At 65.8% G+C, this 14276-nt stretch carries 8 protein-coding genes and 8 pseudogenes; 11 read left to right on the forward strand and 5 right to left on the reverse strand.

Annotation, left to right across the window (positions count from 1 at the left end; translation table 11 throughout):
* Positions 1-39: 39 nt before the first annotated feature.
* Positions 40-602: pseudogene (locus SNOUR_RS40385) on the forward strand (transposase family protein); the annotation flags it as partial.
* 20 nt (positions 603-622) lie between these two features.
* On the opposite strand, the pseudogene SNOUR_RS44010 reads toward SNOUR_RS40385, so the two are convergent.
* Positions 623-1617 (reverse strand): annotated as a pseudogene (locus SNOUR_RS44010) (IS5 family transposase).
* Positions 1618-1681: 64 nt separating this feature from the next.
* Here SNOUR_RS44010 and SNOUR_RS44015 point away from each other — a divergent pair.
* Positions 1682-1948, forward strand: a pseudogene (locus SNOUR_RS44015) (transposase family protein); the annotation flags it as partial.
* Between the two features lie 103 nt (positions 1949-2051).
* Positions 2052-2396, forward strand: a pseudogene (locus tag SNOUR_RS40400) (IS5 family transposase); the annotation flags it as partial.
* Positions 2397-2440: 44 nt separating this feature from the next.
* Here SNOUR_RS40400 and SNOUR_RS40405 read toward each other — a convergent pair.
* The 4 genes and pseudogenes from SNOUR_RS40405 to SNOUR_RS40430 form a co-directional block, all read right to left on the reverse strand.
* A protein-coding gene (locus tag SNOUR_RS40405; RefSeq protein ID WP_099055767.1) for an IS3 family transposase occupies positions 2441-3609 on the reverse strand; the annotation gives its coding sequence in 2 pieces (ribosomal slippage) (positions 2441-3357 and positions 3357-3609; 1170 coding nt in all).
* 144 nt (positions 3610-3753) lie between these two features.
* Positions 3754-4409 (reverse strand): annotated as a pseudogene (locus SNOUR_RS48855) (ISL3 family transposase); the annotation flags it as partial.
* Between the two features lie 21 nt (positions 4410-4430).
* Entirely contained in the window at positions 4431-5162 is a 732-nt protein-coding gene (locus SNOUR_RS40425; protein WP_099055768.1) for an IS630 family transposase, read from the reverse strand.
* An 11-nt stretch (positions 5163-5173) separates the two neighbouring features.
* Positions 5174-5485 (reverse strand): helix-turn-helix domain-containing protein, encoded by a 312-nt coding sequence (locus SNOUR_RS40430; RefSeq protein WP_079143240.1) that lies wholly within the window; start codon positions 5483-5485, stop codon positions 5174-5176.
* 232 nt (positions 5486-5717) lie between these two features.
* Between SNOUR_RS40430 and SNOUR_RS46780 the strand changes: the two genes are divergently transcribed.
* From SNOUR_RS46780 to SNOUR_RS40465, 8 genes and pseudogenes are all read left to right on the forward strand, one after another.
* Complete coding sequence (locus SNOUR_RS46780) at positions 5718-6629, forward strand: hypothetical protein (protein ID WP_159426051.1); 912 nt, start codon at positions 5718-5720, stop codon at positions 6627-6629.
* Between the two features lie 493 nt (positions 6630-7122).
* Positions 7123-7927: pseudogene (locus SNOUR_RS40435) on the forward strand (transposase family protein).
* 143 nt (positions 7928-8070) lie between these two features.
* Positions 8071-8739 (forward strand): annotated as a pseudogene (locus SNOUR_RS48860) (transposase).
* A gap of 7 nt (positions 8740-8746) precedes the next feature.
* Complete coding sequence (locus SNOUR_RS40445; protein WP_067357290.1) at positions 8747-9223, forward strand: AbfB domain-containing protein; 477 nt, start codon at positions 8747-8749, stop codon at positions 9221-9223.
* A gap of 364 nt (positions 9224-9587) precedes the next feature.
* Positions 9588-10121 carry a pectate lyase family protein gene (locus SNOUR_RS40450; protein ID WP_067357293.1) on the forward strand — a complete coding sequence of 178 codons (534 nt, stop codon included), beginning with the start codon at positions 9588-9590 and terminating at the stop codon, positions 10119-10121.
* Between the two features lie 402 nt (positions 10122-10523).
* Positions 10524-11693 (forward strand): xylose isomerase, encoded by a 1170-nt coding sequence (gene xylA / locus SNOUR_RS40455; RefSeq protein WP_067357296.1) that lies wholly within the window; start codon positions 10524-10526, stop codon positions 11691-11693.
* A 376-nt stretch (positions 11694-12069) separates the two neighbouring features.
* Positions 12070-12991, forward strand: a pseudogene (locus SNOUR_RS40460) (D-2-hydroxyacid dehydrogenase family protein).
* A gap of 323 nt (positions 12992-13314) precedes the next feature.
* Positions 13315-14172 carry a hypothetical protein gene (locus SNOUR_RS40465; RefSeq protein ID WP_312635645.1) on the forward strand — a complete coding sequence of 286 codons (858 nt, stop codon included), beginning with the start codon at positions 13315-13317 and terminating at the stop codon, positions 14170-14172.
* Positions 14173-14276 lie beyond the last annotated feature (104 nt).

A 14276-nucleotide genomic window follows, 5' to 3' on the forward strand; every position in this document is an offset into this window, starting at 1 on the left:
GGTGGGGTGTGGGGGACAGGGCAGGCCCTGGTCGTTGGCGTGGTGATTCCCGTCATCACACCGGCGTCCGAGGGGCCCTGTTGGTTGCTTATCCTGTTATGCTCGATGTCCCTCACGAGGTCGTTGAGCACGTTTCCTGGCTCATCTACGCCCGCAGGCAGGAGATCAACTCGCCGTGGTGGCGGCTGGGTTGCTTCAAACAGGCCCTTCTCGTCCTCGCACACCTGCGGAAGAATGAGACGTTCGCGCAGGTCGCAGCGGGTTTCGGTGTCTCCGTCACGACGGCCTGGCGGTACGTAGACGAGACCCTGGACCTCCTCGCTTTCTGGGCCCCGGGCCTTCACGAGGCCCTGGCCGGTCTGGGCGAAGGCGACTTCGTGATCGTTGACGGGACGCTGATCCCGACCGACCGGATCGCCGCGGATGCGCCGTACTACAGCCAAAAGCACAAGCGGCATGGGATGAACGTGCAGGTCATCGCCGCCCCGGACAGCACACCCTTGTGGTTCTCCCGCGCCCTGCCGGGACGTACCCATGACCTGACCGCAGCCCGGGCCCACGGCATCGTCCAGGCCTGCCTGACCCGGCACATCCTCGTCCTAGGGACTGTATTGAGTCGTGATCATGTGGTTCGGATGAGGTCCTTGATCCAGATCATGGAGGCGCGAAGGTGGAGTCCGGCTTGGTAGCTCTCAGGGGTCTTGTCGTAGCGGGTGGCGATGCCACGCCAGGCTTTCAGCTTGTTGATCAGGCGCTCAACCGTGTTCCTCACCTTGTAGAGCTCGGCGTCGTGGCTGAGGGGCCGGCCGCCTCGGCGGCCCTTCTTCTTCCGGTTGGCAGCCTGGTCCTTCTTCTCTGGTATGACCGCCTTGATCTGGCGTTTGCGCAGGTAGGCGCGGTTGCCACGGGAGGAGTACGCCTTGTCGCCGGCGACCGCGTCGGGGCGGGTGCGGGGACGCCCGATGGGGCCGCGGACCCGGATCTTCTTCAGCACGGGGATGAACTGAGGGCTGTCGGCGGCCTGTCCGGCGGTCAGGATGATCGCGAGTGGGCGGCACTGGCGGTCGGCGGCGAGGTGGACCTTGCTGGTCTGTCCGCCCCGCGAGCGCCCCAGCAGGGCGGCCTTCAGCCGGACTCGGTGCCGGCGTCGAAGGCGTCTTCGCTCCTCGCGGACGGGATCGCCGTCCTGTCCGCCTTGTCCTTCCGGGCTGCCCCCTTTTGCCGGGCCTTCTCCTCCTCGGCGGCGGCTTTCTCCAGGGCGGTCAGGACTTCGTCATCCAGGTGCATCCCGGCGGCGTCGTGGTGGGCGCGAGTGGTGGTGGAGTCCACGCTGACCAGGGACAAGTCCACCTCGTCCCGCTTGGCAGCCTCGGCGATCAGGCCCTCCAGCAGGGTCTCGAAGACGCCGGCGTCCCGCCACTGGCGAAAACGGTTGTGGACGGTGGACCAGGCTCCGAACTTCTGCGGCATCTCCCTCCATTGCCCGCCCGACCTGAACTTCCAGATCACGCCCTCGAACTGCTGCCGCAGCCGTTCGGGATACGGGCCGTACCTGCCTATCGGTAGGTACGGCCCGATGAACTCCCACTCTTCATCAGTCAGTTGCACCCGCGTCATGAAAGACGATCTACCAGGACGTGCCACGCGACGCAGGCCGATTCCGCAGATTGATCACGACCCGATACAGGCCCTAGCCGACCGCGCCTACCAAGGCGCCGGCTCAACCGTCCGCACCCCCTACAAAAACCACCAACAACAACCCGAGCACTACCAACAGTTCAACCGCGACCACGCACGACTGAAGGCGCCCGGCGAACGCGCCCTCGCCCAACTGAAGTCGTGGCACATCCTTCGCCGAGCACGCTACTCAACCAACCGCATCACACGCATCACCACAGCCATCCACACGCTCCTGACCTGCAGAAACAGTGAGCCTTTTCCAACCTGATGTGGTTGGTGGGGGTGTGGTTCGGGCGGGGTGGACGGAACGACGAAGCTCCTGGTAGACGGGTTGTCGACCAAGATCAACTGTGTCCCACCAGGAGCTTCGTGTGCTTGTCTACCCGTCGGCGATCGATCTGTCCAGCGCGTCCCTGCAGTTCCTCGCCGGCCGCCTGACAGTCCATCGTCGGCAGATCGGGACGCGGTGGCGTCGGCTGACTGCAGGCCGACAGGCCCTTCTGGTCCTGGCGCACCTGCGCTGCGGGGACACCTATGCCCGCCTCGCAGCGGGCTTCGCGATCGGTATCGCCACCGTGTGCCGCTACGTCCACGAGGGCATCGGCGTCCTGGCCGCTCTTGCCCCGACGTTGCAGCAGGCGATGAAGACCGCGGCAGGCAAGGCTTTCGTGATCCTCGACGGGACACTACTCCCCATCGACCGCGTCGCCGCCGACTGAGGGGCCCTGCGCTTCTCGGATAGCGGTATTGAAGGTTTTCCTTATGTCACTGCCTGCAACTCCTCGTACTCGGCGTGGACTTCTGCGGGGGTCTTGTAGCCGAGTCCGGAGTGGAGGCGTTTTCGATTGTAGAACATCTCGATGTAGCGAACGATCGCTCGGTGGGCATGTGCGAGTGTTGGGAACGTAGTTCGGTGCACGAGTTCGTTTTTGAGGGCGCCGAAGAAGGATTCAGCCATCGCATTGTCCCAACAGACACCGGTGCGGCCGACCGAAGCTCGCAGGCCCAACGAGCCGAGCTTACGACGAAGTTCCCGAGACGTGTATTGACTGCCGCGATCGGAATGAAATATGCAGCCTTCGGCGAGGTCGATGTTCCGGGCCGCCATATCGAGTGCATCCGATATGAGAGAGGTCTTCATGTGGTCGGCCATCGCCCAGCCGACCACAGCTTTGGTGTGGCAGTCGATGACGGTTGCGAGATAAAGTAACCCGGCCCAGGTGTGAACGTAGGTGATATCGCTGACCAGTTTGCGCCCGGGAGCGTCAGCGGTGAAGTCACGGGCCAGAAGGTCTGGCGTGGCCGGCGCCGCATCATCGGCGATCGTGGTCGCCCGCCAGGGCCGCGGCTGGCACGGCACCAGACCGAGCTCGCGCATCAGCGCGCGGACCAGTTCTGCTCCGGCCTGCACGTTCATTCGCTGGAGCGCGGCGTGGACACGCCGGTAGCCGTAGGTCTCTTGCGAGTCAGAGAAGACCTGGAGGATGACGGTCTTCAGTTCTGCACGGCGCTTCGCCGTGGCCGACAATGGCCTCGATCTCCAATGGTAAAAGCCCGACGTGGACACTCCCGCCCAGGCGCACATCTGCTGCACGGGAGAGTTGTCAGACTCGCCGTCGATGAACTCGTACTTCTCCGTCACCGGTATTCCTGGGCGAAGAAGGCCGCAGCTTTTCCCAGGAACTCGGTCTTCATACGGAGTTCCCGGTTCTCACGTTCCAATTCGCGAAGGCGGGCACGTTCGCTGATGTTCAACGGGGGCTCCTCCCCGGCGTGCTCTTGCCGGTACCGGCTGACCCAGGTGCCCAGCGTTCCCTCGTTCACCTGTATCTCTCGGGCGACCTCAGCGATCGGGCGGGACTCCACAACCACCATCTTGACCGCCTCGTCCCGAAATTCGGGACTGAACTTCCTACGCTTCTGTGCCACGTGCTCTCTCCGTCGTTCTGGACTTCGATCCTATGGGGACCGCTGTCCGAGAACTTCGGGGCTCCTCAGTGGGTCGTCACGCTGACTGCCTGATCCTGGACCAGTGGCGGTGGGTATTTTTGACTCTCCTGTCGTATGTGTGGGTCACTCTGTGGCGGGTTGGCGGCCGGGGAGGGTGGGCTTGTCTCCGGCGAGGGTGAGCATGACGAGGGCGATGATGGCTTCGGCCGAGTGGAAGCCGAAGCCGCGGCGGATGATCAGTCGGGTCTTGGTGTTGGTGGACTCGATCAGTCCGTTGGACATGCCAGTGCTCAGGGCGGCGCGGATGGCGTCGTAGTGCCGGCGGATCCTGCGCTGGAGGTCGATGAAGGCGTCGATGCGGCAGCGGCGGGCCCAGCTGATCCAGCGGTCCAGGGCTTTCAGGGCGGCCGTGGGGCGGGTGTGGGCGAGGGTGAACACGGCGCGCAGGGCTTCCTTCAGGAGTCCTTCAAGGCCCGGGCCCGCTCGGCGTCGCCCAGTTCCCGGCGGGCCCGGTTCCAGGACGCGCGGCGCTCGGCGTCCAGGGCCTCGGTGGCCCAGGCGACCACGTGGAAGGGGTCCATCACCCGCAGCGAGGCCGGGGCGCGCTCGGCCAGGACCTCGGCGATCCACAGCGCGCCGTCGGCGCTGATGTGGGTCAGCCGCCCGGCGCGTTCGGCGCCGAGGGCATCGAAGAAGGCGTGCAGCACGCTCTCGCCGTGGCCGTCGGCCATCCACACCACCTTCCCGCTGTCGTGGCAGACGACCACGGTCATGTATTGAAGCGGAACTGTTGAGTTGCCTTATTGGAGGGTGTAGCGGACGTGGTGGGCGTGGATGTAGCTGCGGACGATGGTCGGTTGGCGCTGGTGGTGGGAGCGGCGGGTTTCGTGGGCGAGGTCGTCGGCCGAGTGGGCGCGGGCGGCGTGGATGTGGCGTTTGATGTCCGCATTGAGGGGCTCGTCCGGGTTGGGTTCGGGGCTGTAGTCGGGCATCAGGTGCAGCTCGATCCGCTCGGTGTTTGCCTTGAGCCAGGCGGTCACGGCCTTGCTGCGGTGGACCGGGTGCCGGTCGGCAATCACGTGGACCTTCCGGCCGGCCTGACGGGCAAGCCGGTCCAGGAATCCGGTGAAGGTCTTCGCGGTGAACCTCTCGGTGAACACGGTGAAGTAGAGCGTGCCGCGTGAGGTGATTGCGGACATGGTGTTGACCTTGAAGCGGCGGCTGGACACCCGCGCGATGGGAGTTTGGCTCTTCGGGGCCCAGGACGTGCCGGGCGGGGCCGTATCGGAGCGCAGCCCGCACTGGTCGGCCCAGGCCACCACCGCGTTCTCCGTCTTCGCCCGGGCGGCGATCGCCGGGTACTCGTCCCTCAGCCAGGCATCCACTGTCGCCTGGTCCTGGCGGTAGGAGCGGCGGTCGGGCCGCTGCGGGGAGAAACCGTACCGCCGCAGCCACTTGCCCACACCGCGCTCCGTCATCACCACCCCGGTGACCATCCGCACCAGCTCGGCGACCAGGAGCCTCGTCCACAAGGGCCCGCCGATCAGCAGCTCCTCGCGATCAGCAGCTCCTCGGGCGTGTAGTCGGCCATCGCCTGAAACAGGACCGCACGGTCCTCCGGGCCGATCTTCTCGTGCGGGCCCGGCCGGCTCGTCCGTCTCACCACCAAAGCCTCCCAGCCACCCGCCTGGTAGGCACGCCACCAGGAGCCGACCGACCGCTCCGCCACCTGGAACACCTCAGCCGCCTGCCGATACCCCTTCACCTGCCCCGACTCCAGCGCAGCCACCACACGCAACCGCACCACTTCCCACCCCGCCCGCACCACCCGCCGCAGACCCCCAGAACCAGCCACACCCCATCAACGAGACAGGCAACTCAACAGTTCCGCCTCAATACTTTGCCGAGGCCCTGGTCCTCACCCTCTACTAAAAGTGCCACCAAACCCCCACTTGGATGGCCAGACCCTGACGCCATACGAGTGAAAAATGCAACTAAAAGAAGTAAAGGCTCTTGTCTACGAAATCCCTTTTGAGGTTACCTGGCGCCAGTTCAGTCCTTCTGGGAAGAGTAGAGAGCGAGGCCCCGTGCGTACCAAGTCTATAAAGACTTCTTGCTTCTCCGGCCGTTTGACTCATGCCGGTGTCCTGGTCGTCTCATTCGCGGTCGCTATGACGCCGGCGAGTCCGATGGCCGTAGCTAGTTCCAGGCATTCCTTCGTGACTCCTCCGGGCAAAGCGAAAAGCAACTTCGCGATCGCTGCAGGGGCTATGGCGTCACCTGTCCTTGGCGAAGAATTCTTCGACTGGCAAAGCTCGGGTTCATGGAAGGTGGGTGGCGGGAAGCTAATCACTGAGGGCAGCAGGCTGGTCGGCGGGGAGATTCAGCTTGGCGGTAGCGTTGAAATCAACTCCGGTGCCGCAAAGGTAAAATTGTCCAACCCTCATCTCAACATTAGGTCGAGGAATGTCAAGATTGACATTGACGGCAAATCGATGAATCTTGGGAGATTTGACGCAGGGTCCCTTTGCCTCCATAAGAAGAGAGGGGATTCTGATATTAAATTTGTTTTCTGTGCCGGAGGTAACTATATTTCGCTATACTCGAGGGCCGCTAGTGAGCTGAACAGCAGGTTGGGCGTGAGGAGCTACGAAAACGACCCCTTGGAAGCGGGGGATGGACTCTTCGGATTCAGCCCGAGACTGTCATTCAGTGTGCCAGTGGGTGACCCGATTGCTAAAGCCCTCCTGAATACTTCTGGGGCTAAGCTGAAAGAGAAGAGAGTGCATGCCCGAATCCCTCTCGGGGCGAAGCTCGATGCCACCTCCCCGTATCCGTCGCGGGGATGTGTCCCCAGAGATTACTGGACGGCCGAGATAGGTAAGGGGCGTGATGTGGAGATCCGGCTCCGCAGTGAGGGAATGACTACTCGAGCTGAACCGAATGCTGGTCGATGGAGGGAACTCCGATGGCTGGGCAGAGCGAACCGAAGCATGTGAGCTGAGCTCAATGCACTGAAGCGGTCCATTATTTTGCAGGGCAGGCAAGGTTATAAAGAGCATGTAACTGACTCCTCTTCGCGATAGACTAAGAATACCGAAAAGAAGGGCGTGCAGCGTCCAAGGTGTGGCCGATTTTCGAATCAGATAGTACGTGTCATTCGCCTTTCCCCTGCCTATGCAGGGGAAAGGTTTTCACGTTGTCGGGTTAGGTGATAGAGGGTGGTGCCCCTGCATCAGCAATGCTCCGAAAACTGGACGCCCCCTTAGAATGGCAATCCCCCTGGGGGCGTGGAGTCTTCGTCTATGCGGCTTGAGTCCGTGAGGCCTATTCACGGGGGTTTCAACCATCGTTCTTGATCACGAGGGCGGCCCTGCTCGGTAGCGTGACGTTTGAGAGAGCGTCAGTGAACCTCTTTCATCCTGCCTCTGCGAGGGTGAAATGCCTGGTCAGAGGGGAGTTGGTGACAAGACAGGGCCCCTGGTCGTTGCTGTGGTGACATCACTCATCACGCAGCGTCCGAGGAGCCCTGTTGGTTCCGTATTCTTCCATGCGCGACGTCCCGCACGAACTCGTTGAGCACGTTTCCTGGCTGATCCATGCCCGCCGGCAGGAGCTGAACTCGCCCTGGCGACGGCTCGGTTGCTTCAAGCAGGCCCTACTGGTGTTGGCGCACCTTCGGAAGAACGAGACGTTCGCGCAGGTCGGAGCCGGTTTCGGGGTATCGGAGGCGACGGCTTGGCGGTACGTGGACGAGACCTTGATGATCCTCGCCTCGTGGGCACCCGGCCTGCGCGAGGCCCTGGTGGGCCTGGGTGAGGGCGACTTCGTCGTCGTTGACGGGACACTGATCCCCACCGACCGCATCGCCGCAGACGAGCCGTACTACAGCCAAAAACACAAGCGGCACGGAATGAACGTGCAGGTCATCGCGTCCCCAGACGGCACTCCACTGTGGTTCTCCCGCGCGTTGCCCGGACGCACCCACGACCTGACCGCGGCACGGGCTCACGGCATCGTCCAGGCCTGCCTCACCAGGCAGATCCTCGTCCTGGCCGACCGCGCCTACCAAGGCGCCGGCGCAACCGTCCGCACCCCCTACAAGAACCACCGCGAACAACCCGACCACTACCAACTGTTCAACCGCGACCACGCCCGCCTCCGAGCACCAGGCGAACGCGCCTTCGCCCAACTCAAGCAATGGCGGACCCTCCGCCAGGCACGATGCTCAACCAACCGCATCAGCCGCATCGTCCAGGCCGTTCACACGCTCCTGACCTGCGACTACTCAGGATGAAAGAGGTTCAGTTAACCACCGTGGCAGGGCCGTTGAGCTGGAACATTACGACAGGACTGGACACCGAGCAACTTGACGGGCTGGTCGCACGAGTTCACCAAGAGCTCGTGCAGGATCCGGACCCACCGGTGATGCCGGGGCGGATGTGGGCGCTGGGCCTGTACAAGTCGGTGGTGTTGGTGCTGTTCCTGCTGCGGCAGAACCCAGTCCAGGAGGTGGCCGCCGAGTTGTTCGGGATCTCCCAGGCCACCGTCTCCAGGAGGTGGACGGCCCTGCTGCCGATGGTGGAGAAGGTCCTGGCCACGCACGTTCCCGATCCCACCGAGGCCTCTGCCGGCCGGATCGTACTCGTGGATGGCACCTTGGTCACGACGTGGGACTGGTCCAGCGAGGGCACCACGATGTTCTCCGGCAAGCACCGCGACACCGGCTTCAACCTGCAGACCGCCGCCACTCTCGCCGGCGACCTGCTCGCGGTCTCCGCGCCGGTGCCCGGCAGCCGGCACGACATGCACGCCTGGCGCCAGTCCCACTTCCCCGAGGCATTCACCGAACGCGAGGGCATAGGCGACCTGGGCTACGCCGGCTCCTGACTGTTCACCCCCAGGCGCAAGCCGCCCGGCCAGGAACGATCCGCCGGAGACAAGAGAGCCAACCGCTCCGTCAACACGCTCCGAGCCGCAGTCGAACGGGCCATCGCGCACCTGAAGAACTGGAAGATTCTCGCCACCCGCTACCGCGGCCCCCTCACCCGCTTCCCCGACATCGTCAAGACCGTCACCGCCCTCACCTTCTACACAAGAGGCTGGTGAGGCCTACGTGAATAACCCTCCGGGTTCCACGATCTCCCTGCGAGCCACCACCCCCGGCTACACCAACCGTTACGTGCGCCACCAGAACAATGTGGCCGTCGACTCCGTGACCACCTCGGGCGGCGCGGCCCCCGACAAGGCGGACGCGTCCTGGATCGTGCGCCGCGGCCTGGCCGACGCGTCCTGCCTGTCCTTCGAGTCACGCAACTATCCCGGCGACTTCCTGCGCCACCAGAACCTCCACGTCTACCGGCAACCCATGGACGGCAGCGCACCCTTCCGCGCCGACGCCACCTTCTGCCCGAAGCCCGGCAAGAACGGCCAGGGCACGTCCCTCGCCTCCTACAACCACCCCGAGAAGTTCCTCCGCCACTACGACAACACCCTGTACGTGGCCGCGGACGGCGGCTCCGACGTCTGGGACACCACCGCCTCCTGGCGGGACGACGTCAGCTGGGCCGTGACCCGGCCTTGGACGGCCTGACCACCGGTGCGCGCGTCGGCGGTTGCCTCGGACCACGGGGGCGCCCGCTGCGTGCGTCCGGTAGGAGACGGCTCAGATCAGGTGGACGGATCGCAATCTTGCCGGTGCGGGCGCTGAATCACAGGCGGATGCCCCAGTTCCTGACAGGAAAGGGCCCCATGCGGCAACGTTGGAGCGGACCGGCACAACCGGGAGGACCGCCTTCGCCACGTGCGTGGCCTTGGCCGCAACACCACGCCCCTCCAAGGCGAACGCCGCCGGCCAGGCACGGACACGTGACGCCGTCAGATGGCCACGATGACCGCCGACAGGCCACGCCACGCCATGAAGCAATTCCCCCCACACCGCACAAGGGAGATCACGCATGCGCAGGACGAGCGCGGCACGACACAGCAGGAACCGCACCCCAGCCGCCCTCCAAGGTCGCCACCGCCGCCGGGCCCGTCGGTTTCGGAGCCGGCACCACGGGCGGGGCCGGCGGTGCGGCGACGGTCACTCCGATGACAACGGGGGGCAGGACACCGGCAAGCTCAACGCGACCTACGACCACAACTGGTTCGACGGCACCACACAACGCAATCCACGCGTTCGCTTCGGCAATCCGGTCCACGTCCTGAACAACTACTTCAGCAACATCGCCTCCTACGGCGCCGCCTCGACGCAGAACGCGGGCGTGATCGTGGAGGGCAACTCTTTCGAGAACGTGAAGGACCCCTACCACCTCGGCGAGGGATCTTCCCACCCCGGTTCCCTGATGGCCAAGGACAACAACTTCGTGAACTCCGGCAAGGGACAGACGGGCGGTCCCGTCGCGCCGATCCCCTACCCGTACACCGCAGCCCCCGCGTCCGGCGTCAAGGCATCCGTGACCGCCGGTGCGGGCGTCGGCAAGATCTGAGGACGTCACCAGACGTCGAAAGACCCCACTGACGTCTGGTCCGCAGATCGGCCGGCCGGCTTCCTCCGGGCGCCGAAAGACGGCGGGCGCCCGGAGGAAGCCTCCCTCCAGAAGCAGTCGACACGGAAGACGGACAGTGGGGGACGCCGGTGTGGCCACGCTCGACTCCGCGGTCGGCTCGTTCGGCATGGCGGGCCGTCCGGCCCCGACGCTCCACCCGGTGCGGAAGAAGCGCTCCACCGCGAGCAACGGGGTGCTGAGCATGTCACCGCGCTCCAGGACACGGTTGGTCTCGATTGCGGTGAGATGGCCGTCCCTCACATGGGCATGATGAGGCAGGCCAGAAAAAACAGACAAGAGGTCCGACATCAGCCGGACCCGATGGACGCAAGGCGGTCGGACATGACGGAACGTTTCACGCCCACCCCCGGCGACAAGTTCAGCTTCGGCCTGTGGACGGTCGGCTGGCAGGGCAGGGACCCGTTCGGGGACGCCACCCGCCCCGCCCTCGACCCGGTCGAATCCGTGCAGCGGCTCGCCGAACTCGGGGCGTACGGCGTCACCTTCCACGACGACGACCTGATCCCCTTCGGCGCGAGCGACATGGAGCGCGAAGCACACGTCAAACGGTTCCGACACGCACTGGAGGCCACCGGCCTGATCGTCCCGATGGCCACCACCAACCTCTTCACCCACCCGGTCTTCAAGGACGGCGCCTTCACCGCCAACGACCGCGACGTGCGCCGCTACGCACTGCGCAAGACGATCCGCAACATCGACCTGGCAGCCGAACTGGGCGCGGGCATCTACGTCGCCTGGGGCGGCCGCGAGGGCGCCGAGTCCGGCGCCGCCAAGGACGTACGCACCGCGCTCGACCGGATGAAGGAGGCGTTCGACCTGCTCGGCCAGTACGTCCTGGAGCAGGGCTACGACATCCGCTTCGCGATCGAGCCCAAGCCCAACGAGCCGCGGGGCGACATCCTGCTGCCCACCGTCGGCCACGCCCTCGCCTTCATCGAGCGCCTGGACCGCCCGGAGCTGTACGGCGTCAACCCGGAGGTCGGACACGAGCAGATGGCCGGGCTCAACTTCCCGCACGGCGTGGCCCAGGCCCTGTGGGCGGACAAGCTCTTCCACATCGACCTCAACGGCCAGTCCGGCATCAAGTACGACCAGGACCTCCGGTTCGGAGCAGGTGACCTGCGCGCCGCCTTCTGGCTCGTCGACCTCCTGGAGACCGCCGGATACCAAGGCCCCCGCCATTTCGACTTCAAGCCGCCACGCACCGAGGACTCCGACGGGGTGTGGGCCTCCGCCGCAGGCTGCATGCGCACCTACCTGATCCTCAAGGAGCGCGCCGCCGCCTTCCGCGCCGACCCGCGGGTCCAGGAAGCACTGTCCGCCGCCCGCCTGGACGACCTCGCGCGGCCCACGGCGGAGGACGGACTCGCCGCGCTGCTCGCCGACCGGAGCGCCTTCGAGGAGTTCGCCCCCACCGCGGCCGGCCAACGAGGCATGGCTTTCGAGCAGTTGGACCAGCTGGCCGTGGAGCATCTGCTGGGCGCCTGCTGAGAAGCTGTGTATGAGCCTGGCATGACAAGTTGAGGCGGGGCTTTGGTGCAGGTCAGCCGCCGGGCATTGTGCTGGGAACGTCTGCCGCGGACACCCTGCTATGCGGTTCGAGACGATCCGCGAGTACCTTGGATACCTCTCACAGCAACGCCTGATCTGGTGGATTGCCTGCGAAAGTAGCCAGTGGGGTAGTTGCAGCTGACAGCACAGCGTTGTCGTTGGCGAGCCGCGGTCCCCATGCACAGGTGGTCGAGCCTTCGGTTGGTGAGTGGCCTCGGCCTGGCCTCGGGCCCGCGAGACGATCATGCTCGCCCGACGCCTCGTCCTGAAGGCCATGCTCGGCTGCAAGCTGGACAGCGCGCTCGGGGTGACGGCCATGACCCAGCTCGCCCCAGCTCGCCCCAGCCCGATCCTGGACCGGGTGGAGCCCGTCGTCTTCCGCGACCACCTCCGTGAGGAGGACGAACTCGCCGCCCGGCTCGCCGACTTCGACATCGTCGTCACCCTGCGCGAACGGGTCCCCTTCCCGGCGTCCCTGCGCGACCGCCTGCCCCGACTGAAGCTTCTCATCGCCTCCGGCATGCGCAACTCCGTCATCGACCACACCGCCGCCGAACGCAACGGCGTCACGGTGTGCGGCACCAAGAGTTTCTCCCCCGCCGCTGGAGCTCACCTGGGCCCTGCTGCTGGGCCTTGCCCGCGGCATCGTCGAGGAGAACAACGCACTGTGCTCCGGCGGCCCCTGGCAGTCCACCGTCGGCGCCGACCTGCACGGCCGTCGACGCGGCCTGCTGGGCCTGGGCAAGATCGGCAGCCGGGTCGCCCAGGTGGGCCTGACCTTCGGGATGCAGGTCAGCGTCTGGAGCCAGAACCTCACCAAGCAGCGCGCCGACGAATTCGGAGTCGAACTCGCCGCCTCCAAAGAGGAGTTGCTGGAGAGCAGCGACTTCATCTCCATCCACCTCAAGCTCAGCGACCGCACCCGCGGCCTGCTCGGCGCGAGCGAACTCGCCCTCCTCAAGCCCACCGCCTACCTGATCAACACCTCCCGCGCAGCCATCGTCGACCAGGACGCCCTGCTCGCCGCGCTGCACCAAGGCCAGATCGCCGGCGCCGGCCTGGACGTCTTCGACATCGAGGCACTCCCCGCCGACCACGCGATGCGCACCGCGCCCCGCCTGCTCGCCACCCCACACCTCGGCTACGTCTCGCAGGCCAACTACGCGACGTACTACAGCCACGCCGTCGAGGGCATCCAGGCGTTCCTGGCCGGCCAGCCGGTACGCCGCCTCGGCTGACCGAAACCCCTCGCGGCCACCGGCTCCGGTAGCCGCCGGGGACCGGTCACCGGGCCGGATCGACCAGCGCCAGGGCAGCGAACCACGCTGTCAGGTACGCGGACGCGCCTGCAACCTGGGAAGCCCAGGTGACTGCTCAACTCAACACCACGCAGGCTCCCGCAGCCAGCAGCGCCCAGATGGCGTGGCCGGTCCACTTCGCGGTGAGGAGGTCCCGGCGGTCTTCCCCGCCACGACGCAATGCGCTATGCCTGCCTCACAGCCTAAGGAGGCCCTTGGTGACCACGGCTCGGAACCATCACGCATCCAGTATGTCCGTGCGGATGACCCGCTTCGACGACATCTACAGTCAGCCGGACCCGCGGTCGTACTTCGGCACTCTGGGAGCGTTGGGCTATCAGACACCCCATCATGCTCAGAGCATCTTTCGCCGCCTCCTGCCTCTGGCCGGCTTTCCCAAAGACCCCGTGCGCCCGGACGGCCGAGACGCCGAGCCACGGGCCACGGTCTTGGACATCTGCTGCTCGTACGGCATCAACGCGGCCTTGCTCAACCACCACGTGACGCTTCAGGAGCTGTACGACCGCTACACCTCGCCGCGCATCGTGAACCTGACGACCGCCGAGCTGATCGAGGCGGACCGCAAGTACTACGCGGCGCGTCGCCGCCCGGACGCCGTGCCCGTCATCGGCCTCGACATCGCCGCGCCGGCCATCGCCTACGCCCGCGCGACCGGCCTGCTCCACGCGGGGTTCGCCGAGAACCTGGAAACCGCCCCACCCAGCCCGACGCTGTACCGGGCCACCCGCAGCACCCGCCTGATCACCGTGACCGGCGGGGCGAGCTTCCTGTCCGCCCGCACCTTCCGGCCGCTACTGGAAGGCAGGCAGGAGCCACCGTGGGTGGCCGCCCTCGTACTGCGCACCGGCTCCTACCAGAACATCGCCGACGGCCTGGCCCGGTTCGGCCTGACCACACAGAAGGACACGTCCCGCACCTACCCGCAAAGGCGATTCACCGACACCGACGAACAGCAGCACGCCATCGCCGCGGTGTCCGCGGCCGGCGACGACCCTCGCGGAAAAGAGTCCGACGGCCACTTCCACACGGCCTTGCACCTGTCACGGCCCCCCGCCCACACAGCCACTCATCCGCTGCACACCCTGCTGCAAGCACCATGAACCCACTGGCGATCACCGTGGTCCTCCCTGTGGCCACTGTGGGCCGGGCTGGAGCGCCGCGGGGAGGCACGGTGTCGGCCGGCTGCCTGACGAGTGGTAGGCAT

Source organism: Streptomyces noursei ATCC 11455, assembly GCF_001704275.1.
Lineage (GTDB): Bacteria > Actinomycetota > Actinomycetes > Streptomycetales > Streptomycetaceae > Streptomyces > Streptomyces noursei.